Annotated in this window: 25 protein-coding genes; 22 read left to right on the forward strand and 3 right to left on the reverse strand. The window is 69.3% G+C overall.

Annotated features, from left to right (window positions below):
- Window positions 1-29: 29 nt before the first annotated feature.
- From rho to ACIBHY_RS12160, 3 genes are all read left to right on the forward strand, one after another.
- The gene (gene rho, locus ACIBHY_RS12150) at window positions 30-2,135 is read left to right on the forward strand and encodes a transcription termination factor Rho (protein WP_397252524.1); all 2,106 of its coding nucleotides are present in this window, start codon (window positions 30-32) and stop codon (window positions 2,133-2,135) included.
- Window positions 2,136-2,558: 423 nt separating this feature from the next.
- Window positions 2,559-3,809, forward strand: a complete 1,251-nt coding sequence (locus tag ACIBHY_RS12155; protein WP_397252525.1) for a sensor histidine kinase — start codon at window positions 2,559-2,561, stop codon at window positions 3,807-3,809.
- 10 nt (window positions 3,810-3,819) lie between these two features.
- Entirely contained in the window at window positions 3,820-4,455 is a 636-nt protein-coding gene (locus tag ACIBHY_RS12160; protein ID WP_397252526.1) for a response regulator, read from the forward strand.
- Window positions 4,456-4,501: 46 nt separating this feature from the next.
- Here the strand turns inward: ACIBHY_RS12160 and ACIBHY_RS12165 are convergent, their stop codons facing one another.
- Entirely contained in the window at window positions 4,502-5,584 is a 1,083-nt protein-coding gene (locus ACIBHY_RS12165) for a hypothetical protein (protein ID WP_397306692.1), read from the reverse strand.
- A 241-nt stretch (window positions 5,585-5,825) separates the two neighbouring features.
- Here ACIBHY_RS12165 and rpmE point away from each other — a divergent pair, with 241 nt between their 5' ends.
- From rpmE to ACIBHY_RS12260, 19 genes are all read left to right on the forward strand, one after another.
- The gene (gene rpmE / locus ACIBHY_RS12170; protein ID WP_184965973.1) at window positions 5,826-6,044 is read left to right on the forward strand and encodes a 50S ribosomal protein L31; all 219 of its coding nucleotides are present in this window, start codon (window positions 5,826-5,828) and stop codon (window positions 6,042-6,044) included.
- Between the two features lie 90 nt (window positions 6,045-6,134).
- Window positions 6,135-7,187: a peptide chain release factor 1 gene (gene prfA / locus ACIBHY_RS12175; protein WP_397252528.1), complete on the forward strand. Its 1,053-nt coding sequence runs from the start codon at window positions 6,135-6,137 to the stop codon at window positions 7,185-7,187.
- On the forward strand, window positions 7,184-8,038 hold the full coding sequence (gene prmC / locus ACIBHY_RS12180; protein ID WP_379609094.1) for a peptide chain release factor N(5)-glutamine methyltransferase: 855 nt from the start codon (window positions 7,184-7,186) through the stop codon (window positions 8,036-8,038). Before prfA ends, prmC begins: the two co-directional genes overlap by 4 nt.
- Window positions 8,039-8,087: 49 nt before the next feature.
- Window positions 8,088-8,735 carry an L-threonylcarbamoyladenylate synthase gene (locus ACIBHY_RS12185; protein WP_397252529.1) on the forward strand — a complete coding sequence of 216 codons (648 nt, stop codon included), beginning with the start codon at window positions 8,088-8,090 and terminating at the stop codon, window positions 8,733-8,735.
- An 80-nt stretch (window positions 8,736-8,815) separates the two neighbouring features.
- On the forward strand, window positions 8,816-10,582 hold the full coding sequence (locus ACIBHY_RS12190; protein WP_397306693.1) for a hypothetical protein: 1,767 nt from the start codon (window positions 8,816-8,818) through the stop codon (window positions 10,580-10,582).
- Window positions 10,582-10,956: a hypothetical protein gene (locus ACIBHY_RS12195; protein ID WP_397252531.1), complete on the forward strand. Its 375-nt coding sequence runs from the start codon at window positions 10,582-10,584 to the stop codon at window positions 10,954-10,956. The genes ACIBHY_RS12190 and ACIBHY_RS12195 overlap by 1 nt, the downstream gene beginning before the upstream one ends.
- 67 nt (window positions 10,957-11,023) lie before the next feature.
- Window positions 11,024-12,280 (forward strand): serine hydroxymethyltransferase, encoded by a 1,257-nt coding sequence (gene glyA / locus ACIBHY_RS12200; RefSeq protein ID WP_397252532.1) that lies wholly within the window; start codon window positions 11,024-11,026, stop codon window positions 12,278-12,280.
- 151 nt (window positions 12,281-12,431) lie between these two features.
- Entirely contained in the window at window positions 12,432-13,601 is a 1,170-nt protein-coding gene (locus ACIBHY_RS12205) for an MraY family glycosyltransferase (protein ID WP_397306694.1), read from the forward strand.
- A 131-nt stretch (window positions 13,602-13,732) separates the two neighbouring features.
- A complete protein-coding gene (locus ACIBHY_RS12210; protein ID WP_397252534.1) occupies window positions 13,733-14,155 on the forward strand; it encodes a hypothetical protein in 423 nt (140 codons plus the stop codon).
- 64 nt (window positions 14,156-14,219) lie between these two features.
- Window positions 14,220-14,438 carry an AtpZ/AtpI family protein gene (locus tag ACIBHY_RS12215; protein WP_379609100.1) on the forward strand — a complete coding sequence of 73 codons (219 nt, stop codon included), beginning with the start codon at window positions 14,220-14,222 and terminating at the stop codon, window positions 14,436-14,438.
- A 67-nt stretch (window positions 14,439-14,505) separates the two neighbouring features.
- Window positions 14,506-15,306 carry a F0F1 ATP synthase subunit A gene (gene atpB / locus ACIBHY_RS12220; protein WP_397252535.1) on the forward strand — a complete coding sequence of 267 codons (801 nt, stop codon included), beginning with the start codon at window positions 14,506-14,508 and terminating at the stop codon, window positions 15,304-15,306.
- A gap of 72 nt (window positions 15,307-15,378) precedes the next feature.
- Window positions 15,379-15,612: an ATP synthase F0 subunit C gene (gene atpE / locus ACIBHY_RS12225; RefSeq protein ID WP_036327412.1), complete on the forward strand. Its 234-nt coding sequence runs from the start codon at window positions 15,379-15,381 to the stop codon at window positions 15,610-15,612.
- 31 nt (window positions 15,613-15,643) lie between these two features.
- The gene (locus tag ACIBHY_RS12230; RefSeq protein WP_397252536.1) at window positions 15,644-16,189 is read left to right on the forward strand and encodes a F0F1 ATP synthase subunit B; all 546 of its coding nucleotides are present in this window, start codon (window positions 15,644-15,646) and stop codon (window positions 16,187-16,189) included.
- A 37-nt stretch (window positions 16,190-16,226) separates the two neighbouring features.
- Window positions 16,227-17,036, forward strand: a complete 810-nt coding sequence (locus ACIBHY_RS12235; protein WP_397252537.1) for a F0F1 ATP synthase subunit delta — start codon at window positions 16,227-16,229, stop codon at window positions 17,034-17,036.
- 24 nt (window positions 17,037-17,060) lie between these two features.
- The gene (gene atpA / locus ACIBHY_RS12240) at window positions 17,061-18,710 is read left to right on the forward strand and encodes a F0F1 ATP synthase subunit alpha (RefSeq protein ID WP_397252538.1); all 1,650 of its coding nucleotides are present in this window, start codon (window positions 17,061-17,063) and stop codon (window positions 18,708-18,710) included.
- 3 nt (window positions 18,711-18,713) lie between these two features.
- Complete coding sequence (locus tag ACIBHY_RS12245) at window positions 18,714-19,616, forward strand: F0F1 ATP synthase subunit gamma (protein ID WP_397252539.1); 903 nt, start codon at window positions 18,714-18,716, stop codon at window positions 19,614-19,616.
- 1 nt (window position 19,617) lies between these two features.
- Complete coding sequence (gene atpD / locus ACIBHY_RS12250; RefSeq protein ID WP_379609106.1) at window positions 19,618-21,051, forward strand: F0F1 ATP synthase subunit beta; 1,434 nt, start codon at window positions 19,618-19,620, stop codon at window positions 21,049-21,051.
- A 66-nt stretch (window positions 21,052-21,117) separates the two neighbouring features.
- On the forward strand, window positions 21,118-21,519 hold the full coding sequence (locus ACIBHY_RS12255; RefSeq protein WP_184965942.1) for a F0F1 ATP synthase subunit epsilon: 402 nt from the start codon (window positions 21,118-21,120) through the stop codon (window positions 21,517-21,519).
- A 16-nt stretch (window positions 21,520-21,535) separates the two neighbouring features.
- Complete coding sequence (locus ACIBHY_RS12260; protein ID WP_184965940.1) at window positions 21,536-21,910, forward strand: DUF2550 domain-containing protein; 375 nt, start codon at window positions 21,536-21,538, stop codon at window positions 21,908-21,910.
- Here the strand turns inward: ACIBHY_RS12260 and ACIBHY_RS12265 are convergent.
- Both ACIBHY_RS12265 and ACIBHY_RS12270 read right to left on the reverse strand, forming a co-directional pair.
- Window positions 21,907-22,497, reverse strand: coding sequence for a cob(I)yrinic acid a,c-diamide adenosyltransferase (locus ACIBHY_RS12265; protein WP_397252540.1), 591 nt, complete (start codon window positions 22,495-22,497; stop codon window positions 21,907-21,909). The two genes, ACIBHY_RS12260 and ACIBHY_RS12265, sit on opposite strands and share 4 nt — an antisense overlap.
- Window positions 22,498-22,509: 12 nt before the next feature.
- Window positions 22,510-24,357, reverse strand: coding sequence for a hypothetical protein (locus ACIBHY_RS12270; RefSeq protein ID WP_397252541.1), 1,848 nt, complete (start codon window positions 24,355-24,357; stop codon window positions 22,510-22,512).
- Window positions 24,358-24,379 lie beyond the last annotated feature (22 nt).

Raw genomic sequence — 24,379 nt, forward strand, 5'->3', positions numbered from 1 at the left:
GCGCCCGACCCCTGGGAAGGACCTTTTAGTTGAGCGACACCACCGAACTCCTCTCCGACGCATCGGGCGCGTCTGCGCAGCCCGCGTCCGGCGACACCCCCACTCGTGCCGCGGCCAAGCCGCGTGCGCGTCGCTCCGGCACCGGCCTGTCCGCCAAGGTGCTGCCCGAGCTGCAGAAGATCGCTGCCGAGCTCGGCATCAGCGGGACCGGACGCATGCGGAAGAGCCAGCTGATCGCGGCCATCCAGGAGAAGCAGGGTGGCGGTTCCGGTGACAGCGCCCCGGCGGCTCCGCCCGTCGCGGAGGCTCCGGCGGCCGTGGCCGAGGCGCCCGCCGCCGAGCGGCCCACCCGCGCGAGGAGGGAACGTTCCCGGGCCAAGAGCACCGAGGAGACCAGCGCACCCGTAGCAGAACCGGTGGTCACGGCCCCTGAGCCGGTGGCCGCCGCCGCCCCGGCCGAGCCGGTCGTCGCCGCGGCTCCCGCCGTGGTGGAGCAGCAGCAGCCGGCCGCCGAGGCCGTTCAGAGCGACCCCCAGGGCGACTCCCGTGGCGACCGCGGTGACCGCGGCGACCGGGAGAGCCGCCGTGAGCGCCGCACCCGCGGCGAGCGCCGTGAGCGCGGCGACCGCGGTGACCGTGTGGGCGACCGCGGTGAGCGCGGCGACCGTGGGGACCGCGGCGGTGACCGTGGCGAGCGCGGGAGCGACCGTGGCGAGCGTGCGGGGAACGACCGTGGCGAAGGCGGCCGTGCCGACCAGCGCGCGGTGGACGCGGGCAGCCGCGGTGACCAGCGCGGTAACGACCAGCGCGGCAGTGACCCCCGTGGCGGCGACACCCGTGGCGGTGACCAGCGCGGCGGCGACCCCCGCGGCGGCGACCCGCGCGGCGGGGCCGACGACGACGAGCGCGGGCGCGGGCGGCGTGGCCGTTTCCGTGAGCGCAACCGTGGCCGTGGCCGCGACCGCTTCGACAGCAACGAGCCGGTCATCGGCGACGACGACGTGCTCATCCCGATCGCCGGCATCCTCGACATCCTCGACAACTACGCCTTCGTGCGGACGAGCGGCTACCTGCCCGGCTCCAACGACGTCTACGTGTCGCTGGCCCAGATCCGCCGCAACGGCCTGCGCAAGGGCGACGTCGTCACCGGCGCCGTCCGGCAGCCGCGCGACGGCGAGCGCCGCGAGAAGTTCAACGCCCTGGTCCGCCTCGACACCGTCAACGGCATGGACCCGGAGCAGGCGCGCAGCCGTCCGGACTTCAACAAGCTGACGCCGCTCTACCCGCAGGACCGCCTGCGCCTGGAGACCGAGCCGAACATCATGACGACCAGGATCATCGACCTGGTCTCCCCGATCGGCAAGGGCCAGCGCGGCCTGATCGTCTCGCCGCCGAAGGCCGGTAAGACGATGGTGCTGCAGGCGATCGCCAACTCGATCACGCGCAACAACCCCGAGTGCCACCTGATGGTCGTGCTCGTGGACGAGCGTCCCGAAGAAGTCACCGACATGCAGCGCTCGGTCAAGGGTGAGGTCATTCACTCCACCTTCGACCGTCCCGCCGAGGACCACACCACCGTCGCCGAGCTCGCCATCGAGCGCGCCAAGCGTCTGGTGGAGCTGGGCCACGACGTGGTCGTGCTGCTGGACTCGATCACCCGTCTGGGCCGCGCCTACAACCTGGCCGCCCCCGCGTCGGGCCGGATCCTGTCCGGTGGTGTCGACTCCACCGCTCTGTACCCGCCCAAGCGCTTCTTCGGCGCCGCCCGCAACATCGAGAACGGCGGCTCGCTGACGATCCTCGCCACGGCCCTGGTCGAGACCGGGTCCAAGATGGACGAGGTCATCTTCGAGGAGTTCAAGGGCACCGGCAACATGGAGCTCAAGCTCAGCCGCTCCCTGGCCGACAAGCGCATCTTCCCCGCGGTGGACGTCGACGCGTCCAGCACCCGTAAGGAAGAGATCCTCATGGCCAAGGACGAGCTGCAGATCGTCTGGAAGCTGCGCCGGGTGCTCCACGCGCTCGACATGCAGCAGGCGCTCGAACTGCTTCTGGAGAAGATGAAGGAGACGAAGTCCAACGCGGAGTTCCTCCTCCAGGTCCAGAAGACCACCGTGAGCAACGACCGCGACTAGACGGCGGTGCTTGAGGGCGGCGGGGATTCTTCCCGCCGCCCTTTTGCGTCCCGTCCGTCGTTGCGTGCCCTTGGAGTTACGGCAAAGCCGCCAGGACCACCGCCCGCCGCCGTCGGCGCACCACCGCAACCGTGCGCCCGCCGCCGCACCTCCACCCCACCGCCACAAGGCACGTATCCCAGCGGCACGGTCAAGCCGGCCCTCCGTACTTCCAGAACCCCCCGAAGCCCCCGGCTCTCCCGGACCCTTCGGCTCTTCGGAATCCTCCGGCCGTCCGGCTCGCCGGACCTCCGTGGGTTCCGAGGGCACCGGCGGATCTCCAGGGTCCAATGCTGGGGTTTGGCTGGATGCGGGGGTTAACCCCACCTTGATGCGGGCGCCACCGGCATTCACGGATGTCGTTGCCCCGGGCACGCTGGAACCGTGGATGTGCCGTTGCGTGAGCGGGTGCCGCTGGGGCCCAGCGGGCCGGTCGGAGTCGTGGTCGATCCGCGTACCTGGCGGGCGGTGCCGTACCTGCTGGTGAGTTTGTTCTTTGGGCTGACCTGGTTTCTGGTCGTGGCGTTCGGGAGCACGATCTCGCTGGTCATGATGGCGGTCTGGGTCGGGTTCCCGTTGCTGCTGGTGACCGTGCTCGTCTGGCGTGGCGCGGCGATGCTGGAACGGCGGCTGCTGTGGCTGGCGTTCGGGGTGCGGATCCGGGATCCCTATCGGCGGCGGCCCGAGCGGGGCGTCATGAACCATCTCAAGTGGCTCTTCCGGGATCCGGCCACCTGGCGGGATCTGGGGTATCTGATTCTGCTCGCGCCGCTGAGCCTGCTGGAGTTCATCGTCGTGATCGTGCTCGGAAGCATGTCGGTCGCGCTGATTCTCGCGCCGTTCCGGGAAGAGCTGATGATCGGCGAGGCCTTCGTGGTGAACACGCCTCTGGAGCGGGCGATCGCTGTTCTGGTGGGGTTCGTGATGGTGGCGGTGCTGGCGTACGCGGTGCGTGGGCTGAGTCTGCTGCACGGGACGCTCGCGGCGGCGCTGCTGGGCGGCGGCGAGGAGGAGCGGCTGCGGGCCAGCCGGGCCAGGGGCATCGACGCGGCCGAGGCCGAGCGGCGCAGGATCGAGCGCGACCTGCACGACGGGGCGCAACTGCTGCTGCTGTCGGTCGCCATGGACCTGGGACGGGCGCGCACCAAGCTGGACGACGACCCGGAGCAGGCCAAGGAGCTCATCGCGCAGGCTCACACGGGCACCAGGGCCGCGATCGCCGAGCTGCGAGACCTGGCGCGCGGCATCCATCCGGCGATCCTCACCGACCGGGGCCTGGACGCCGCCCTGTCGGCTCTGGCCGCGCGGGCGCCGATCGGGGTCGACGCGACCGTGGACGTCGGCGAGCGGCCCCCTGCGGCCGTGGAGAGCATCGCCTACTACATCGTGGCCGAGTCGCTGGCCAACATGTCCAAGCACGCGGCGGCCACGGAGGCGTCGGTACGGGTCGTACGCGCGGGTCAGATGGTCACCGTCGAGGTCTGGGACAACGGCATCGGCGGCGCGACCCTGCGCCACGGCGGCGGCCTGGCAGGGCTGGCCGACCGGGCGGCGACCATCGACGGCGTGCTCGTGCTGAACAGTCCGGTGGGCGGGCCCACGCTGGTTCGCGCGGAACTGCCGTGCGAGTGGTAGTCATGGGCGCATGCGAGTGGTGATCGCCGAGGACTCGGTGCTGCTGCGTGAGGGCCTGGCCCGCCTGCTTGCCGACGGCGGCATCGAGACGGCGGCGGCGGTGGGCGACGGCCCTTCGCTGATCAGCGCGGTCGAACACCACCGGCCCGACCTGGCGATCGTGGACGTGCGCATGCCGCCGAGCAACACCGACGAGGGCCTGCGCGCCGCCCTCGACGTGCGGGCGCGGCGGCCGGACTTCCCGATCCTCGTGCTGTCGCAGTACGTGGAGGAGCGCTACGCGGCCGAGCTCATCGGCCCCGGCGTGGGCTACCTGCTGAAGGAGCGGATCTCCGACGTGGCCGAGTTCCTGGCGGTGGTGCGGCAGGTGGCGGAGGGCGGCACGGTCATCGACCCCGAGGTGGTGCTGCAGCTCCTGGGCAGGCAGCGCAGGGGCACGGCCATGGACACGCTGTCTCCGCGCGAGCGCGAGGTCCTGGCGCTCATGGCCGAGGGACGCTCCAACACCGCTATCGCTGCCAGGCTCTCGGTCAAGGAAGGGGCCGTGGAGAAGCACATCTCCGGCATCTTCGCCAAGCTCTCGCTCGGCCAGGCGCCCGACGACCACCGCCGGGTGCTGGCGGTGCTGGCCTACCTCGGGCGCTGAAACGGCCCGCGCCGGAGAGGGCGCGGGCCGTTTCAGCCGACGCGGGCTACTTGATGTTCACGAACTTCTGCGGTGACCAGGCGCTCCTGGTCTTGCTGGTGCCCGAGACCTTCACCTTGACGTAGCCGTCCTTCTTGATCTTGACCTTGGTGCTGTACTTGCCGGCCGAGTCCGTCTTCACGAACGCGATGCGCTTGTACGTCTTGGCGCCCTTGGCCTTGTAGTAGACGGCCAGCACCTTGCCCTTGTAGGCCTTGCCGGCGCGGGTGGCCTTGCCGTACGCCTTGACCTTCGTGCCCTTCTTCTGCAGGGAGAGGGTCACCTTGGACTTGGCCTTCTTGGAGACGCCGCCCTCGGGCTCGTTGACGGTGAAGGCGACCTCGCCCTTGAACGTCTCGCTGCCCCGGGTCGCGGTCACCTCCAGGGTCCACGTGCCGGGCTCGGTGTCGTCGCTGAAGAACGTGCTGCCGGTGTAGATGCCGTAGCCGTCCTGGCTCAGGGTGCCGAGGTCGTAGTACTCGCTGGTGTCGTCGCTGACCAGGCGGGCGCTGACCGAGCCGGCGTCCTTGACCCTGGCGCGTACGTCGACCTGGACCTCGCGGCCCTTCTTGAGGTTGACGGGGTCGGGCGTCACCGAGGCGCTGATGCTCGCCTTCTTGCCCGTCACGTTGACGGTGAAGGAGTCGGAGCTGATCGATCCGCCGCGGCTGACCTTGAACGTCAGCGACCAGTCGCCGGCCGGGTCGTCGCTGGAGATGCTGAACGATCCCGTGCCGGCCGCCGAGGTGGGCAGTCTGCCGTCGCTCCCCTTGGACGGCTGGCTGTAGGAGACGTTCACCGAACGGGCGCCCTTGCCGGGCGGCGAGATCTCGGCGGTCACGCCGGCCGGGACCGTGGTGTTCGGGTCGGTGCCCAGCGGGTCCTTGACCGTGAAGTTGATGCCGGCCTGGACGGTTCCTTCGCTCGGCACGTAGGTGTTGCCGGCGGAGACGCCCGTGATGTCCCCTGCCGCGGTGCGGGCGGTCAGGGAGGTGGAGGCTCCGGCAGCCGTGGCTGCGACTCCGGCGCCTCCGAGGAGAACGGCGGCCCCCGTGGCGGTCGCGAGCAGCAACCGCACCTTTCTCATCATCGCTTTTGATGTCCTTTATGGGAGGAAAACTAATGATTGATGCGCGGGAGCCTAGTGTGACAGGGGTGAGCCGGGCATCAAGATCCGGGGAATGCCTGGTGGCCTGGGATGGTTGCAACGTCTGGCACACTGGTAGCTGAACCGAAGCGGTACCGGTTCCCGCCGCGCGCACCACATCCAGTGTGCGACCGCGCGCAGAGCAGCTGAGGCGACCCGGCGACCGCACCCCGAAAGGACTCACATGAAGAGCGACATCCACCCGGAGTACCACGTCACGCAGGTGACCTGCACGTGCGGTAACTCCTTCACGACCCGCAGCACCGCGAAGAACGGCGTCATCCACGCCGACGTGTGCTCGGCCTGCCACCCGTTCTACACGGGTAAGCAGAAGATCCTGGACACCGGTGGCCGGGTGGCGCGCTTCGAGCAGCGCTTCGGCAAGAAGGCCCAGAGCAAGTAGCTCCCCTGACGCCGGCCCGACGCACTCACAGGTGCGCCGGGTCGGCGTTCTTGGTGATACGGCCGGCACGGACGACATAAGGGACCCACGGTGAACCTGGACGAGTTGCTCAAGGAGTACGCGGAGCTGGAGACGCAGCTCGCCGATCCCGCCGTGCACGCTGACCAGTCCAAGGCCCGCACGCTCGGCAAGCGTTACCGCCACCTGACCCCGATCGTCGGCACCTACCGCGAGCTGGAGAGCGTGCGCGACGACCTCAGCGCCGCCAAGGAGCTCGCGAGCGAGGACGAGGCGTTCGCCACCGAGGCCGAGGAGCTCGCGGCCCGCATCCCGCAGTTGGAGGAGAAGCTCCGCCACCTGCTCATCCCGCGCGATCCCAATGATGACAAGGACATCATCATGGAGATCAAGGCCGGTGAGGGCGGGGAGGAGTCGGCGCTGTTCGCCGGCGACCTGCTGCGGATGTACCTGCGCTACGCCGAGCGCCTGGGCTGGAAGACCGAGGTCATCGAGGCCCAGCACTCCGACCTCGGCGGCTACAAGGACGTCACCGTCGGCATCCGGGCCAAGGGCGACGAGGGCGTGTGGTCCAGGCTCAAGTACGAGGGCGGCGTCCACCGCGTCCAGCGGGTGCCCGCCACCGAGTCGCAGGGCCGGATCCACACCAGTGCCGCGGGCGTGCTCATCTATCCGGAGGCGGAGGAGGTCGACGTCCAGATCGACCCCAACGACCTGCGCATCGACGTCTACCGCTCCAGCGGACCCGGCGGCCAGAGCGTCAACACCACCGACTCCGCGGTGCGCATCACCCACGTGCCCACGGGCGTGGTCGTCTCCTGCCAGAACGAGAAGAGCCAGCTGCAGAACAAGGAGTCGGCGCTGCGCATCCTGCGCGCCCGCCTGCTGGCCATCGCCCAGGAGGAGGCCGACGCCGCCGCGCAGGCCGAGCGCAAGTCGCAGGTCCGCACCGTCGACCGTTCCGAGCGCATCCGCACCTACAACTACCCGGAGAACCGCATCTCCGACCACCGCGTCGGCTTCAAGGCGTATAACCTCGACCAGGTCCTCGACGGCGAGCTCAACGCCGTCACCCAGGCTCTGATCGACGCCGAAACGGCGGAGAAGCTCGCACAACACTCATGACATTTCTGCTGGACGAGATCGCACACGCAACGGCCCGGCTGGCCGAGGCCGGTGTGCCGTCGCCGCGCACCGACGCGGAGGAGATCGCGGCGTTCGTCCACGGCGTGCGCAGAAGCGAGCTGCACACGGTCAAGGACGGCGACTTCGACGCCCTGTTCTGGGAGGGCATCGCCAGGCGCGAGGCGCGCGAGCCCCTTCAGCACATCACCGGCCACGCCTACTTCCGCTACCTGGAGCTTGAGGTCGGCCCCGGCGTCTTCGTCCCGCGGCCGGAGACCGAGGTCATGGCGGGATGGGCCATCGAGACCCTGCGGGCCATGGACGTCACCCAGCCGCTCGTCGTCGACCTCGGCACCGGCTCCGGCGCGATCGCCCTGTCCATCGCCCAGGAGGTCTCGCTGGCCGAGGTCCATGCGGTCGAGGTCGACCCCGGCGCGTACACGTGGGCCAAGCGCAACATCGCCGAGCACGGTCAGGGCCGCGTCCACCTGCACCCCGACGACCTCGCGGAGGCGCTGCCCGAGCTCAACGGCACCGTCGACATGGTGATCTCCAACCCGCCCTACATCCCGCCCGGCGCGATCCCGCGTGACCCCGAGGTGCGCGACTACGATCCCTCGCGGGCGCTGTACGGCACCGGCGACGACGGGCTCGACGAGGTCAGGGCGGTGGAGCGTACGGCGTTCCGGCTGTTGCGGCCGGGCGGCTGGGTCGCGGTCGAGCACGCCGACCAGCAGGGCCGGTCGGTCTACCTGACCTTCCCCGAGGACAATGGCTGGCGGGACGTACGCCTGCGCCAGGATCTCACCCGGCGAGACAGGTTCGTCACCGCCAGGCTGGCCCAGGACTAGGATGCGGGCGAGCACCGCCCATTCAGAACGCAGAGAGGCCGACAGCGCCGTGGGACGACGATTTGACTGCTCGGACGCCGACCAGAAGGCCGAAGGCCTGACCGAGGCCGCCAACGCGGTGCGCAGGGGCGAGCTCGTGGTGCTGCCGACCGACACCGTCTACGGCATCGGCGCCGACGCCTTCACCCAGAGCGCCGTCACCGCGCTGCTGGAGGCCAAGGGCCGCGGCCGCGAGATGCCGCCGCCCGTGCTGGTCGGCACCGTACGCGCGGCCAACGCCCTGGTCGAGGACCTCGGCCCCTACGGCCAGGACCTCATCGACGCCTTCTGGCCCGGCCCGCTGACGATCGTGTGCAAGGCCAACCGGTCGCTGTCGTGGGACCTCGGCGACACGAAGGGCACGGTGGCGCTGCGCATGCCGCTCCACCCGATCGCCCTCGACCTGCTGAAGGAGACCGGCCCGATGGCCGTCTCCAGCGCCAACCGCTCCGGCTCGCCCGCCGCCACCACCGCGGAGGAGGCGGAGGACCAGCTCGGCGAGTCCGTGGCCGTCTACCTGGACGCCGGACCGACCAATGACAACACGCCCTCGACCATCCTCGACCTGACCACCGCGGTGCCGCGACTGCTGCGGGGCGGGGCGATCCCGGTGGAGAAGTTGCGGGGGATTGTCGGGTACGTCGCCACCGAGGGCTGATCCCAGCGATACCCGCTGTTTATCACGCGAGTCACAGGGGGCACGGGCGGCCTACCGTGGTGGCCGGAGGTGGCTCGCCCATGGGCAAGTTCGACGGCATGGACCCGAAGCTGGTGCGTGACCTGCTGGCCGAGGTGAAGCAGGCGGCGGGGGAGCTGCGCGCGATCGAGGGCCGGGTCGCCCAGGTGATGAGCGGGGCGGGGCTGGCCACCCGGGCCATGCATCGGCCGGGGCAGGTCGCCGAGGCCATCGACACGATGTCCAAGGACGTCAACACCCGGCTGGCGACGCTGGAGAAGCGTGAGGACGCGCCCCGGAGGGCGGACGCGGGCAAGGACCCGGTGCGTGTCCTGGGCGGGAACGACGAGCCCAAGGACGGCGCCAAGACCCCCACCGGTCCCGAGGACGAGCCGAAGGAAGAGCGCGGGGAGGACCGCTCGCGCTACGACAACCCCAGGGCGGACGATCCGAAGCCGGACGCCAAGACCGACGACAAGCCGGATCCGAAGGGTGACGACAAGCCCGACGTCAAGACGGGCGATAGACCGGACGTCAAGACGGACGACAAGCCCGATGTGAAGACGGACGACAAGCCCGACGTCAAGACCGAGGACAAGCCGGATCCGAAGGGTGACGACAAGCCGGATGCCAAGAGCGATGACGTCGCGGCCTCCGACGAGAACAAGAACGACAAGAAGGACGACCCGGCCAAGGGTGACGAGCCCAAGGACGACGAGCGTGACAGCAGGCGCGACCGGGGCGCCGAACCTCCTCTCGACCCGACCAAGCCGCAGGTCGTCGAGGTGGACGGCGTGAAGGTCCTCCAGGTTCCCCTCGATCCGCCCACAGCCGAGGAGCTGGAGGAGTTGATCAGGAACATCGACGACATCCAGCCCCAGGACACGCCCACGCTCGCCGGCGACACCACTCCGGGCCAGATCCAGCCCGGCGGGAAGACGGTCGACGCCGGTGGCCTCGGCACCTGGGCGAACGACGGCAGCGACGTGGTCTCCGCGGACGCCAGGCCGATCGACCCCGCCGCCCTGAAGGCGCTGATCGAGAACGTCAGGGACGTCCAGCCGATGGACATGCCCGGCGTGGAGGTGCCCAAGGGGGAGTGGGGCAACGGCCAGTGGGCGCCGCAGGACATCAAACCCGACGGCCCACCGGGCTCCCTCGACCCCGGCAACCCCACCACGACCCCGAACCCCGACGGCAACCCGGCCACACCACGAGAAACCTCCGGCAGCCCGGCCACTCCCGCTCAGCCGGTCGGCAACCCGCCCGGGACCTCCGACGCCTACGGCAACCCGGCCACGCCGGCCCAGCCCGTGGGCGGTCAGCCTCAGGACACGTCCGGCAACCCGGCCCAGCCCGTGGGCAATCAGCCCGTCGGCGACTCGCCCTCGGATACCTCCGGTGGGCAGGGCGACTGCGCGAAGACCGGCGGGAACGACACCGCACCTGGCGACAAGGCCGATCCCGGTACCCCGGTGACCTCCGGTGACCGTGGTCAGACGGTGCCGACGGGGGACCGTACCGGAGTGGGGAACGGCGACCGTACCGGGACCGAGTACAGCACCCCGGCGAACGGCAGCCCCGCGGCGGGCAGTGCGGGGCCGCAGCAGTGGGCCGGGGACGGCGGCGATGTGGTGTCCGCGGACGCCGAGCCGCTCGACCCCGCGGCGCTCAAGACGCTCATGGACAACGTGCGCGACGTCCAGCCGATGGAGATGCCGAGTGTGGAGGTGCCCAAGGGGGAGTGGGGCACGGGGGAGTGGGTGCCTGAGGACATTCGGCCTGACGGCCCGCCGGGTGCGGTGGAGCCGGGCGAGAGGAGTCGCTGATGTACGTGGACCCGCCCGCCCCCCAGCCCCGCCAGCCCGGCGAGACCCCGCCCGCCACCGCCTCCGGCGCCCTGGACGGCCAGCCGAGGGCCTGGGAGTTCAATCCCGAGTACCAGCGCCTGGTGACCGCCTGGCAGGCCGTCATGCCGCTGCTGGAGTCGCTGACGACCTCTCTGGACAAGGCCTACCAGCTCGCCAGGAGCCCGCAGACGTGGGATGCCCCGGTGGGGGCGCGCTACGTCGAGGATCTCGCGGAGTGGCGTACCCGGCTGGGCCTCTACCGGCAGGCGGTGCTGACCGCGATCAGCGACGAGGCGGCGGACACGCCGCGCTGGGTGCCGAGCTCGGCCGGGGCGCCGCATGCCTTCTCCTGACGGGGCTCCGGCGCGTGGTGCGAGGGGGGCCCGCGTCGGGTGAGGGAAACGGGCGTACATTGAGAAAATGCCCTACTACGGGCCAGACTTCGGCCTGCTGCAGCAGCAGGATCCCGAGATCGCCCAGGTGTTGCTCGACGAGCTCGACCGGGTGCGCGGCGGGATCCAGCTGATCGCGAGCGAGAACTTCACCTCGCCCGCCGTGCTCGCCGCCCTGGGTTCGACCCTCACGAACAAGTACGCGGAGGGTTATCCGGGACGCCGCTACTACGGCGGCTGCGAAGTCGTGGACCGGGCGGAGCGGCTGGCGATCTCCCGGGCCAAGGAGTTGTTCGGGGCCGAGCACGCCAACGTCCAGCCGCACTCGGGCGCCTCGGCGAACCTGGCCGCCTATGCCGCGCTGCTGCAGCCGGGCGACACGATGCTGGCCATGGCGCTGCCGCACGGCGGCCACCTCACGCATGGTTCGAAGGTGAACTTCTCCGGAAAATGGTTCGACGTGATCGCGTACGGCGTGCGGCGCGACACCGAACTCATCGACTACGACGAAGTCAGGGCGCTGGCCCTGCGCCACCGGCCGAAAGTGATCGTCTGCGGCGCCACCGCCTACCCGCGCCTGGTCAACTTCTCGATCTTCCGCGACATCGCCGACGAGGTCGGGGCCTGGCTGCTGGCCGACGTGGCGCACACGATCGGGCTGATGGCGGGGGGTGCGATCCCGAGCGCGGTGCCGTACGCGGACGTGGTCACCTTCACCACGCACAAGGCGCTGCGCGGCCCGCGCGGCGGCGGCATCCTCTGCACGCGCGAGGTCGCGGCGCGTGTGGACCGGGCGGTCTTCCCGTTCGTGCAGGGCGGGCCGCTGATGCACGCCGTCGCGGCGAAGGCGGTGGCGTTCGGTGAGGCGCTGCGGCCGGAGTTCGCCGACTACGCCAGACGGGTGGTCGACAACGCGAGGGCGCTGTGCGACACGCTCGCGGAGGAGGGCATGCGCCCGGTGTCCGGCGGCACCGACAGCCACCTGGCGCTGATCGACCTGCGCGGGCTGGGCGTCACCGGGGCGGAGGCGGAACGCCGGTGCGCGGCGGCCGCGATCACCCTGAACCGCAACGTGATCCCGTATGATCCCGAACCACCTGCCGTCACGTCAGGAGTCAGGGTCGGCACGCCCTGCGTCACCACGCAGGGCATGGGACCCGAGGAGCTGAAAGAAGTGGCAACACTCGTGGCGCAGGCGGTGAGATATCCGGACACTGTCGCTGAAGTGCGGAGACGGGTTTCGGAGCTGCTGGTCATACACCAGCCTTATCTCAGCGAATTATAAGCTGTTCTGTGTCGTTTTCCGGTCACAGCAGGCCGGAGGATCCGGGAAACTGGTGCCCGTGCGCGAATACCTCTTCATGGCGTTGGTCGCGGCGGCGGTGACGTTTCTTCTCGTGCCGCTGGTCCGTCGCTTTGCCATTCGCATCGGAGCGATGCCCGAGGTTCGCGAGCGCGACGTGCACACCACGCCGACCCCGCGCCTGGGCGGTCTCGCCATGTACTTCGGCCTGGTCGCGGGCCTGCTGGTGGCGGGCAACCTCAATCGCACCGGCCAGGTCCTGGCGGAGGACCAGACCACACTGGCGCTGATCGTGGCGGGCGGCGTGATCACGCTGACCGGCTTCCTGGACGACTGGTGGGGCATGGACCCCTTCATCAAGCTGGGCGGCCAGATCGCGGCGGCGGGCGTCATGGTCTTCTTCGACATGCGGCTGACCTCGATCCCGCTGCCCGACAGCTGGGGCGGCGCCTATGTGCTCGACTACAACCTGAGCACGGTCGTGACGATCCTGATCGTGGTCGTCGCCATCAACGCGGTGAACTTCGTCGACGGCCTCGACGGTCTGGCGGCCGGCATCGTCGGCATCGCCGCCGCGGCCACCTGGATGTATTCGATCTTCCTCGAACAGGCCATCGAGCAGACCCGCATCAGCACCACCGCGGCCATCACGGCGATCCTCATCGGCATGTGCCTGGGATTCCTGCCGCACAACTTCCACCCGGCCAAGATCTTCATGGGCGACACCGGCGCGATGCTGCTGGGCCTGGTGCTGGCCGGCTCGCTCATCACGGTGACCCCGCTCGACCCGTTCTCCTTCGAGGGCATCAACAAGTTCGGCACGCTGGTGCCGCTGCTGCTGCCGGTGGCCGTGCTGGTCCTGCCGCTGACGGACCTGATAACCGCCGTGGTCAGACGCACGTCCCACGGCATGTCCCCGTTCGCGCCCGACCGGGGTCACCTGCACCACCGGCTGCTCGACATCGGCCACTCGCAGCGCCGCACGGTCCTGATCATGTACGCGTGGACGGTCCTGTTCGCCTTCGGCCTGGTGACGATGTCGGTCTTCGGGGTGCCGATCCTGCTCTTCCCGATTGTGATTCTGCTCGCACTCGGCGTGCTGGTCATGATGGCGCTGCCCCGATTCCGCGGCCGCGGCGGCGCGCACGCCGCCTCGCGTGGCGACTCCGGCGATGACGACGACGGCCCGCCGACCGGCCCGATGCCCGTCATCCAGCCGTTCGACGAGGTCACCCAGCAGGTACGCCGCCCGTCTCCCAACCAGGAGCGCAACACTGTTCAGGCGTTCCCCGGCAGTTCATGATCGCGAACTAGAAACGGCAGGTAAAAGCGGTCTTCCATGAGCTTGTGATATCTTTCACGAGCAAGGCCCCCCGGACGCACCGGCTCTGGGGGTAGCAAACGCTCGCTTGATAACTCGCTACGGGAGCACCGATGCAGGCCAACGACGTGCGCGTACTCAAAAGCGCCGCGCTGCCCACGCTGGTCGTGGGCGCCGTTGCCGCCATCGTGGCCTTCTTCCTCGCGGGGGGTAAAGGAGCCATCGGAGCCCTGGTCGGGCTCGCGCTGGTCGGTGTCTTCTTCAGCATCAGCGTGGTGGTCGTCTCGTACGCCGCCAGAATCTCCCCGCAGATGATGGCCGCCGCCGCCATGGTCAGCTACCTCGTCAAAGTCGTCGTCATCATGGTCATGCTCTCCACGTTCGGTGACACCACCGCGTGGAACCCGCGGGCCTTCGCCTGGAGCGTCGTGATCTGCACGATCGTGTGGACCGCGGCCGAAGTCAGGGCCTTCATGAAGACGAAGATGCTTTACGTGGACCCCGACGCCAAAGTCCCGGGCCAGGGCGACTCATGAGCAAGGTAAAGGGGCGGGTCCGATATGACTAGTCCTCTGCTTGCCTGCTATCGTCGGGCGCGCGATGAGCGAAGAGAAGAAGCGCCGGCCCGAAGACGACGGCCAGGACTTCGCCAACGCCGCGTGGTCGATTCCCAGCTACCTTCTCTCCGGGATGGCGATCTACGGCGGTGCGGGCTGGTTGCTGGACCGCTGGTTCGGCACGTCCGCGCTCTTCCCCATAGGCATTGTCGTGGGGGTCGCTCTCGCCGTCTACCTGGTCTACCGGAAGTACGGTCGCTGACCCCACCTGGCGATCGCTTCGCTGAGGAAACCCTTGTGATCCACTACGACGTTGAAGGGGACGCCGCGTGAATGCGCTGACGGTCCTGGCCGCCGACACTCCTGGCGAGTTCGGGGCGCCGACGCCCGAGTCACTGTTCGACCTTGCCCCGATCATTCCCGGGGTCGCCTGGTTCACCAAGCCGGTTCTCCTCGCGATCCTCAGCTCGGTCATCGTGATCGGCTTCTGCTGGGCGGCCTTCGCGAAGCCGAAGATCGTGCCCAGGGGCATCCAGAACGTCGCCGAGTACGGCTACATGTTCGTGCGCGACCAGGTCGCCCGGCCCTTCCTGGGCAAGGACGCCGACCGCTGGATGGGCCTGCTGCTGAGCATGTTCTTCCTGGTGCTGGTCTGGAACCTGATGGGCGTCGTGCCCTTCATCCAGTTCCCCGTCGCCTCGCACATCGCCTTCCCCGCGGTGCTCGCGATCACCATCTACGTCATCAAGGTGTATCTCGGCGTCAAGCACCAGGGTGCCGTCGGCTACTTCAAGAACATGATGTTCCCCCCCGGCCTGCCGAAGGCGATCTACGTCCTGCTGGCCCCGATCGAGTTTCTCTCGAACATGATCATCGCGCCTTTCACGCACGCGGTGCGACTGTTCGCCAACATGTTCGCCGGTCACATGCTGCTGGCCTTCTTCAGCATGGTGGGCTTCTGGTTCCTGTTCGAGAAGCTGACCCCGCTGGGTGCCCCGATCGGCGTGCTCGGTGTGGTGATGACCATCGTCTTCACCGGCTTCGAGATGTTCATCCAGTTCCTGCAGGCATTCCTCTTCGCGATGCTGGCCTCGATGTACATCGGCGGCGCGCTGCACGCGGAGCACTGAGAACCACATACCGGAACAGTCCGTGACCGGTGAGACTCCGCTTCACCGGCCGTCCAGTAAAGGAAAACAGCAATGAGCGTTCTCGCTGAGGTCTCCGGCAACGTCACCGCCATCGGTTACGGTCTCGCCGCCATCGGCCCCGGCATCGGCGTCGGCATCATCTTCGGTCAGGGTGTGCAGGCCATCGCCCGCCAGCCGGAGGCGTACGGCCTGATCCGCCAGAACATGCTCCTCGGCTTCGTCCTCACCGAGGCCCTGGCCCTGATCGGTCTGGTCGCGCCGTTCATCTTCCAGGGCATCAAGTAATCAGAAGACTCTCTGACGAAAGGCTGCATCCATGACTAAGGCAGCTACGCTCCTCGCTGCGGAGGAGGGTTACAACCCGCTCCTTCCGCACACGTACGAGCTCGTCGTCGGTATCTTCGCGTTCGCCGTCGTCGCTTTCTTCCTCATCAAGGTCCTCACCCCGCGCATCCAGAAGACTCTGGCCGAGCGGACCGATGCCATCGAAGGTGGCATCAAGAGGGCGGAGGAAGCTCAGGCCGAGGCGCAGGCGCTGCAGCAGCAGTACCGCGACCAGCTGGCCGAGGCCCGGCATGAGGCGGCTCGTCTGCGCGAGGAAGCTCGTGAGCAGGCCGCGCAGATCAAGGCCGAGCTCCGCGAGGAGGCGCAGGCCGAGGCCCGTCGTCTCGTCGAGGCGGCGCACGCCCAGATCGAGGCCGACCGCCAGGCGGCGTTCGCCTCGCTCCGCAACGAGATCGGCCGCCTGTCGACCGATCTGGCCGGACGCATCGTCGGCGAGTCCCTTGAGGACGAGGTCCGGCAGCGCCGTACCGTCGACCGGTTCCTCGACGAGCTCGAGAACTCCGCGGCGGTGCGCTGATGCCGGAGCGAACCCGACGCACTGAGCGGAGCGAGACATGAGGGGTCTGAGCAGGACCTCGCTGGCTGAGGTCGAGGAGCGCTTCAACGCCGCGGCCGGCAGCGCCGACCTCGGCGCGCTCTCCGACGAGCTGTTCGCGGTCACCGACCTGCTCGACCGCGAGCACGGCCTGCGCCGCGCCCTTTCCGACCCGGCCAGGCCCGCGGGGCAGAAGGCGGAGACCCTTCGCAGCCTGCTCCAGGGCAAGGTCAGCGACGCGACCCTCAGCACCGTCGAGGCCGCGGTCGCGGCCAGGTGGTCGCGGGCCGGGGACCTGACCGACGTGCTGGAGCGGCTCGGCGTGGTCGCCGCCGCCGCCGAGGCCGAGGGGCAGGGCAAGCTGGACGACGTGGAGGACGAGCTCTTCCGCTTCGGCCGCATCGTCGCCGCCAACCCCGAACTGCGCCGCGCTCTCACCGACGCGTCCGCGCCCGCCGAAGGCAAGCAGCAGTTGCTGCGGGACCTGCTCGGCGGCAAGGTCGCACCGTCCACGCTGCGTCTGGTCGCACAGCTGGCCGCGCACCCGCGAGGACGTAATCTGGAGGGTGGCCTCGAGGAGTACGGGCAGCTGGTCGCTCAGCAGCGGCAGCGCCTGGTCGCGGTGGTGCGCAGCGCCGTCGCGCTCAGTGAGGAGCAGAAGCAGCGCCTGACGGCGTGGCTGCGCGGCTCCTACGGCCGCGACGTGCACCTGAACGTCGAGGTGGATCCGCGTGTGCTCGGTGGATTCTCGGTCCGCATCGGCGACGAGATCATCGACACCACCATTGTGGGACGAATCGAAGAAGTCCGCCGCCGGCTGGCCGGCTAAGGCGAATAGGGAGACAGAGTAGAGATGGCGGAGCTTACGATCCGGCCGGACGAGATCCGGGACGCGCTTGAGCGCTTCGTCCAGGCGTACGAACCGGAAGGCGCCGCGCGCGAGGAGATCGGGACCGTCGTCGACTGTGGCGACGGCATCGCCCACGTCTCCGGCCTTCCCTCGGCGATGGCGAACGAACTGCTCGAGTTCGAGGACGGCACGCGCGGTCTGGCACTGAACCTCGACACCCGCGAGATCGGTGTCGTTATCCTGGGCGACTTCAGCAAGATCGAAGAAGGCCAGACGGTCCGCCGGACGGGCGAGGTCCTGTCCGTGCCCGTCGGCGACAACTTCCTCGGTCGCGTGGTCGACCCCCTGGGCAACCCGCTCGACGGCAAGGGCCACATCGAGTCCGAGGGCCTGCGCGCCCTTGAGCTCCAGGCGCCCAGTGTCGTCCAGCGCCAGCCGGTGAAGGAGTCCCTCGCCACCGGCATCAAGGCGATCGACGCCATGACCGCGATCGGCCGTGGCCAGCGTCAGCTGATCATCGGCGACCGTGGCACGGGCAAGACCGCGATCGCCGTGGACACCATCCTCAACCAGCGCGACAACTGGCTCTCGGGCGACCCGAAGAAGCAGGTGCGCTGCGTCTACGTCGCGGTCGGCCAGAAGGGCTCGACGATCGCGCAGGTCAGGGCTCGCCTGGAGGAGGCGGGCGCGCTGGAGTACACGACCATCGTGGCCGCTCCCGCGTCCGACGCCGCCGGCTACAAGTACCTCGCCCCCTACACCGGTTCGGCCATCGGCCAGCACTGGATGTACCAGGGCAAGCACGTCCTGATCGTCTTCGACGACCTGACCAAGCAGGCCGACGCCTACCGCGCGGTCTCCCTCCTGCTGCGCCGCCCGCCGGGCCGTGAGGCCTTCCCCGGCGACGTCTTCTACCTCCACTCCCGCCTGCTGGAGCGCTGCGCCAAGCTCTCCGACGACATGGGCGGCGGCTCGATGACCGGTCTGCCGATCATCGAGACCAAGGGCAACGACGTCTCGGCGTTCATCCCGACCAACGTCATCTCCATCACCGACGGCCAGGTCTTCCTTGAGACCGACCTGTTCAACGCCGGTGTCCGCCCTGCCATCAACGTCGGTATCTCCGTCTCCCGAGTCGGTGGTTCCGCGCAGGCCAAGGCGATGCGCAAGGTCGCCGGTACGCTCCGTCTGGCCCTGTCGCAGTACCGCGACCTGGAGGCGTTCGCCGCGTTCGCCTCCGACCTCGACGCCGCCTCCAAGGCTCAGCTCGAGCGTGGTCTGCGCCTGGTCGAGCTGCTCAAGCAGCCCCAGTACAGCCCGTTCTCGCTGGAGCGCGAGGTCGTGTCGGTGTGGGCCGGCACCACCGGTGAGCTCGACGAGGTCCCGGTCGAGGACATCCGCCGCTTCGAGTCGGAGTTCCTCGACTACATCCAGAGCGCGCACAAGGGCATCTTCGACAGCATCCGGGAGACCCGTGAGCTGTCGGACGACACCGTCACCGCGCTCAAGGACAGCGTGACGGAGTTCAAGAAGGGCTTCACCACCTCCTCGGGTGAGCTTCTGATCAAGGACGAGCCGGTCGCGCCGCTGGACGCGGACGAGGTCGGCCAGGAGAAGATCAAGAAGGTCGTCCGGTCGGCGGAGAAGAAGTAGGCCATGGGTGCCCAGCTAAGGCTGCTGCGGCGGCGGATCAAGTCGGTCACCTCGACCGCCAAGATCACGCGCGCCCAGGAGCTCATCGCCTCCTCACGGATCGTGCGGGCGCAGCAGCGGATGCACGCGGCGCTGCCGTACGAGCGTGAGATCACTCGCGCCGTCACCGGCGTCGTCAGCAACGCGGCGAGCGTCGACCATCCCCTGACGGTGGCGAAGGAGAACCCCGCCAAGGCGGGCGTCCTCATCGTCACCAGCGACAGCGGGTTCTGCGGTGGCTTCAACGCCAACGTCCTGCGCGAGGCCGAGGCCCTGCGCGGGCTGCTGGCGGGCCGCGGGCTTGAGGTCATCCCGTTCGTGACCGGCCGCAAGGGTGTCACCTGGCACTCCTTCCGCGGGCGTTCGATGGGCGGCCAGTGGGTCGGCTTCTCCAGGAAGCCCTCCTACGGCGACGCCAAGACCATCGCGGGCGAGCTGATCGACTCGTTCAAGGACGACAACGGGATCGACGAGATCCACATCGTCTCGACCGAGTTCGTCTCGATGCTCACCCAGAACGTGGTGGTCAAGCGCATCCTGCCGCTTGAGATCGAAGAGACCGAGGCCACGGCGACGGACACCATCCCGCCGTACTTCGAGTTCGAGCCCACCGCGGGCGACGTGCTGGAATCGTTGCTGCCGCGCTACGTCGAGTCCCGTATCTTCACCGCGCTGCTGCAGTCGGCGGCCTCCGAGGAGGCCGCGCGCCGGCGCGCGATGAAGTCCGCGACGGACAACGCCAACGAGCTGATGCGGGTTCTGACCCAGCAGATGAACCAGGCTCGCCAGGCCGAGATCACCCAGGAAATCAGCGAGATCGTCGGTGGCGCCAACGCGCTGGCCGACGCCGCAGCGGGGAAAGAGTGAAATGACTGCAGAGGCTGTTGAGACCACGACCGGCACGGGCCGTGTGGCTCGTGTCAACGGTCCCGTCGTCGACGTGGAGTTCCCCGTCGAGGCGATGCCCGACATCTACAACGCGCTGAACGTCGAGGTCACGCTCGGCGGCGAGACGAAGAAGCTGACCCTGGAGGTCGCCCAGCACCTGGGTGACAACCTGGTCCGCGCGATCTCCATGCAGCCCACCGACGGCCTGGTGCGCGGCTCCGCCGTCACCGACTCCGGCGAGCCGATCTCGGTGCCCGTCGGCGACGTCGTCAAGGGTCACGTGTGGAACGCGCTCGGCGAGTCCCTCGACGTGCCGACCTCCTCCCTGAAGGTCACCGAGAAGTGGGGCATCCACCGCCCCAGCCCGGCGTTCGACCAGCTGGAGTCCCGTACCGAGATGCTGGTCACCGGCATCAAGGTCATCGACCTGCTGACCCCGTACGTGCAGGGCGGCAAGATCGGTCTGTTCGGTGGCGCCGGTGTCGGCAAGACCGTTCTGATCCAGGAGATGATCCGCCGAGTCGCGCGTAACTTCGGTGGTACGTCCTGCTTCGCGGGCGTCGGCGAGCGTACCCGTGAGGGCAACGACCTCTGGCTGGAGATGGAGGAGGCGGACGTCCTCAAGGACACCGCGCTCGTCTTCGGCCAGATGGACGAGCCCCCGGGCACCCGTCTGCGCGTGGCCCTGTCGGCGCTGACGATGGCGGAGTACTTCCGCGACGTGCAGAAGCAGGACGTGCTTCTGTTCATCGACAACATCTTCCGCTTCACGCAGGCCGGTTCCGAGGTCTCCACGCTGCTCGGCCGCATGCCGTCCGCCGTGGGTTACCAGCCCACGCTGGCCGACGAGATGGGTGTGCTCCAGGAGCGCATCACCTCGACGCGTGGTCACTCGATCACCTCCATGCAGGCGATCTACGTGCCCGCGGACGACATCACCGACCCGGCTCCGCACAACGCGTTCGCGCACCTCGACGCGCAGACCGTTCTGTCGCGGCCGATCTCGGAGAAGGGCATCTACCCCGCGGTGGACCCGCTCGACTCCAGCTCCCGCATCCTCGACCCGCAGATCGTCGGCGCCGAGCACTACGCGGTGGCCCAGGAGACGAAGCGCATCCTGCAGAAGTACAAGGAACTGCAGGACATCATCGCGATCCTCGGTATCGACGAACTGTCCGAAGAGGACAAGGTCACGGTCAACCGGGCCCGCCGCATCGAGCGCTTCCTGTCGCACCCGATGTACGCCGCCGAGGCGTTCACCGGTCAGCCCGGTGAGAACGTGCCGCTGGACGAGACCATCGCCTCCTTCAAGGGGCTGTGCGCCGGTGAGTACGACCACCTGCCCGAGCAGGCGTTCTTCATGGTCGGCGGCATCGAGCAGGCCGTGGCGAAGGCCAAGGAACTCGAGCGCTGATCGCCCGACGATGCCGGTGTCAGCAAGCGCTGATACCGGCATCTTGAGACCGGAAGGGAACCTAACGTGGCCAAGCTACGCGTAGGGGTTGTCTCGCCAGAGCGTGAGATCTGGTCGGGCGAGGCCGACATGGTGATTGCCAAGACCGTGGACGGCGAGATCGGTATTATGCCGCAACACGCACCCGTTCTCGGCGTCCTCGTCGAGGGCGGCGTGCTGCGCGTGAAGCGGGAGGGCGAGGGCGATCTGGTCGCCGCGGTCCACGGGGGTTTCATCTCCGTGGCCGACGACGAGGTCTCCGTTCTCGCCGAGGTGGCCGAGCTCGGTTCCGAGGTCGACGTCGCGGCTGCGCGCGACGCTCTTGAGCGGGCTCAGGCCTCGATCGAGAGCAACCAGGAGGATGCCGACGCGGCAGTCGAGGCCAAGCGTGCGCGGGCTCGACTGAAGGCGGCCGGCGAGGACGTCTGATCATTTGGGGGCGGCGATGGCGGCAGCGCTGACGGTATTGATCGGTGTGCTGCTGTTCGCCGCCCTGATCGTGTTGCGCGGGCTGGTGCTCGCGCGCACACGCGGGAGTGTGCCCTGTCGGCTGCGACAGGGGTCCGGCTCCTGGCGCAGCGGGGTAGCCCGCTACGCCGACGGGGAGCTCCACTGGATCCCGCTCATCGGAGTGCGACTGAGGCCGCGCCACGCGATCGCGAGGCGCGGCCTCGTCGTTTCCGACCGCCGCCCGCTCGACGACGACCTGTACGCCATCGACTGCGGCCCGGTGTCGCTGGCGATGAGCGCGGACGCCCTGACGGGCTTCCTGGCGTGGCTGGAGTCGGCTCCGCCCAGCGCCTACCTCGACGTCGCCTAGCGGGTGCCGCCAGGCTTCCAGAGGATCTCGGAGCCGTCGTGGGCGACCCTGCACAGGATGAACAACAGGTCCGACAGCCGGTTCAGGTAGGTGGCGGTCAGCGGGTTGATGTCGTCGTGCGTCTCCAAAGCGGCCCAGGCGGTGCGCTCGGCCCGGCGGACCGTGACGCGGGCCACGTGGAGCTGGGCGGTGGCCGGGTCACCGCCGGGCAGGATGAAGCTGCGCAGCGGTTCGAGCTGGGCGTTGAAGGCGTCGCACCGCGCCTCCAGCCACTCGACGTAGGACGCCTCGACCCGCAGCGGCGGGAACTCCGGTTCGGCCACCACCGGCGTCGCCAGATCGGCGCCCAGGTCGAAGAGCTCGTTCTGGACGCGGCCCAGCACCTGCGCGATCTCCGGCGCGAGCGTGCCGAACGACAGGGCCAGGCCGATCGCCGCGTTGGCCTCCTCCGCGTCGGCGTAGGCGGCCAGGCGGGAGTCGGTCTTGGGGGCGCGGCTCATGTCGGCGAGCGCGGTCGTCCCGTCGTCCCCGGTGCGGGTGTAGATCTTGGAGAGGACGACGGGCTTGTCCTTGTCTGCTCGGGTCATGGCCCCAGGATCTCACTCTTCACATGTACTGCGGAGCCACAGCGTGAGCGCCCAGTCCTGGTCGTTGGCGAGCGGGTCGGGCCGGTGCGCGGGCAGTCCCTCCACACAGCTCGGCATCACGAACGCGCAGGTGGCCGAGGCGTCGGCGGTGTAGGTGACGAGGTTGGCGCGGAAGATGGCCTCAGCGCTCTCCCTCTCGCCCACCTGGGACAGGGCCACCGCGGTCAGGACGCTCCAGTAGTGCGGGAAGACGTCGCCGTAGAGCCGGTCGCGGCCGAACCAGAAGCCGTCCCAGTGCCGGATGCCGATGTCGCGCAGCCGTACGTGGGGCTGGGGGCCGCCGAAGGCGCGCAGCCAGCGCAGCGCCCGCTCCAGCGCCTCGGGGTGGCCGCCGTCGGCGGCCAGCAGGGACACCAGCGGCGCCACCATCGACTGCTCGTAGTTGACCTCGTGGCTGGGCAGGGCGTGGCCGAGCCGGGCGAAGTGGGCGGCGTGCTTGGCCAGTGAGTCGCGCAGTCCGGCGGCCCGTGCGGGCTGGTCGTTCTCGTCGAGCTGACCGGCCACCTGGAGGATCACCTCGGGGAAGCCGAGCAGCAGGTGGTCGATGGCGCCCAGGGTGTAGGCGCGTTCGACGACACGGGCGGCCAGGTCGAGGTCGGCGGCCTCGCCGTACAGCTTGAACTGGTCGGCGAAGAAGTGGGCCAGCCAGGGGAAGTTGTACAGGCGCGGCTCGCGCTCGGGGAAGTGGCTGCCGCGGCGGACGGTGCCGTCCTCCTCCACCAGCCAGGCGCGGGCGAAGGCCGACCAGCCGTGCAGCGCCTCGTCGATCGCCGTCGCGTCGCCCCAGCCGCGCAGCCTGGCCTGCTGGAGCAGTGTGGGCATGGCCAGCCGCTCGGCGCCGTCGGTCCAGTCGCCCCAGCCGTTGGTGGGCTGGGTGAGGCCGGTGGCGTTGTCGTAGGGGACGAAGGCGTGCCGTTCCGGCCCGTCGAGGTGCAGGGGCCGGTGGTCGGCCAGGACGCGGGCGACCCGCCGCTCGACCAGCTCGCGCCGCGGCATGTGGAACAACACCGCGGTACGGCTGCCGCCCGGCAGCTCGACGTGCACCGCCCCGTGCTCGTGCGAGGTGATCTCCCGATCGCCCACGCGCAACGTCTGTCCCGTCTCGGCGACCAGCCGGTCGATGGCCACCGGCGGGCGGGTCGCGGGCAGGAACGCCTCGACGGAGTCGTGGAAGCCGGTCTCCAGCCGCAGCACGTACGGCCGGCCGGGCTCCAGCACGATCTCGGGCTGCCCGCCGAACGCCTGGGGGTTCCTGGCGTGGTCGGTGACGTGGAGCAGGATGTGGCCGCGGACGTTGGAGCCGGAGCCGATGTTCCTGGACTCGACCGAGTAGGCCCACAGCGCGCCCTCGCGCACGATCGTGCCCAGGACCGGGCCTTCGCCGCTCATCGGCTGGGCCAGCACCCAGGACCAGGCGCCGCCGGTCCAGATGTGGGCGTGGCAGGCGCGGGTGAGCGCGTCCTCGGCGTCGTCGTAGACGTCCCTGATCGGCAGGGAGACGGCCAGCGAGCCGAGTGTGAGCGGGGAGTCGCCGGTGTTGAGCCAGGTGTAGGTCTCGGTGAGGGCGTTCTCGCCGGCGGTTCTGGCGATGGTCAAGGTGAGGCCGGGGACGGGTTCGTGGACGCCGGAGGCGGCGTTCCAGCGGCCCGAGCCCCGTGAGGTGATCGCGAAGCCGCTGCCCCATCGGTGGGCGGGCGTGTGCCAGCGGTCGGTGTCCTCCTGCAGGAGGAACGGGTGGCCGGGCAGGTCGGGGTGGGTGAATCGGAGCGGGAAGCCGTCCGGGTGGAAACTGGCGGTCATGTGGCTGGCCTCGGCAGGGGTT

It is taken from the genome of Nonomuraea sp. NPDC050547 (genome assembly GCF_044457345.1).
Classification (GTDB): domain Bacteria; phylum Actinomycetota; class Actinomycetes; order Streptosporangiales; family Streptosporangiaceae; genus Nonomuraea.

Coding starts and splice junctions, on each gene's coding strand:
- ACIBHY_RS12215 (WP_379609100.1), top strand. CDS start 14,220: ATGAGCGAAGAGAAGAAGCGCCGGCCCGAAGACGACGGCCAGGACTTC.
- ACIBHY_RS12265 (WP_397252540.1), bottom strand. CDS start 22,497: ATGACCCGAGCAGACAAGGACAAGCCCGTCGTCCTCTCCAAGATCTAC.
- atpA (WP_397252538.1), top strand. CDS start 17,061: ATGGCGGAGCTTACGATCCGGCCGGACGAGATCCGGGACGCGCTTGAG.
- ACIBHY_RS12190 (WP_397306693.1), top strand. CDS start 8,816: ATGGGCAAGTTCGACGGCATGGACCCGAAGCTGGTGCGTGACCTGCTG.
- ACIBHY_RS12270 (WP_397252541.1), bottom strand. CDS start 24,357: ATGACCGCCAGTTTCCACCCGGACGGCTTCCCGCTCCGATTCACCCAC.
- ACIBHY_RS12210 (WP_397252534.1), top strand. CDS start 13,733: ATGCAGGCCAACGACGTGCGCGTACTCAAAAGCGCCGCGCTGCCCACG.
- ACIBHY_RS12195 (WP_397252531.1), top strand. CDS start 10,582: ATGTACGTGGACCCGCCCGCCCCCCAGCCCCGCCAGCCCGGCGAGACC.
- ACIBHY_RS12165 (WP_397306692.1), bottom strand. CDS start 5,584: ATGATGAGAAAGGTGCGGTTGCTGCTCGCGACCGCCACGGGGGCCGCC.
- prmC (WP_379609094.1), top strand. CDS start 7,184: ATGACATTTCTGCTGGACGAGATCGCACACGCAACGGCCCGGCTGGCC.
- rpmE (WP_184965973.1), top strand. CDS start 5,826: ATGAAGAGCGACATCCACCCGGAGTACCACGTCACGCAGGTGACCTGC.
- ACIBHY_RS12160 (WP_397252526.1), top strand. CDS start 3,820: ATGCGAGTGGTGATCGCCGAGGACTCGGTGCTGCTGCGTGAGGGCCTG.
- ACIBHY_RS12245 (WP_397252539.1), top strand. CDS start 18,714: ATGGGTGCCCAGCTAAGGCTGCTGCGGCGGCGGATCAAGTCGGTCACC.
- ACIBHY_RS12205 (WP_397306694.1), top strand. CDS start 12,432: ATGCCCGAGGTTCGCGAGCGCGACGTGCACACCACGCCGACCCCGCGC.
- atpD (WP_379609106.1), top strand. CDS start 19,618: ATGACTGCAGAGGCTGTTGAGACCACGACCGGCACGGGCCGTGTGGCT.
- ACIBHY_RS12260 (WP_184965940.1), top strand. CDS start 21,536: ATGGCGGCAGCGCTGACGGTATTGATCGGTGTGCTGCTGTTCGCCGCC.
- glyA (WP_397252532.1), top strand. CDS start 11,024: ATGCCCTACTACGGGCCAGACTTCGGCCTGCTGCAGCAGCAGGATCCC.
- ACIBHY_RS12235 (WP_397252537.1), top strand. CDS start 16,227: ATGAGGGGTCTGAGCAGGACCTCGCTGGCTGAGGTCGAGGAGCGCTTC.
- ACIBHY_RS12230 (WP_397252536.1), top strand. CDS start 15,644: ATGACTAAGGCAGCTACGCTCCTCGCTGCGGAGGAGGGTTACAACCCG.
- atpE (WP_036327412.1), top strand. CDS start 15,379: ATGAGCGTTCTCGCTGAGGTCTCCGGCAACGTCACCGCCATCGGTTAC.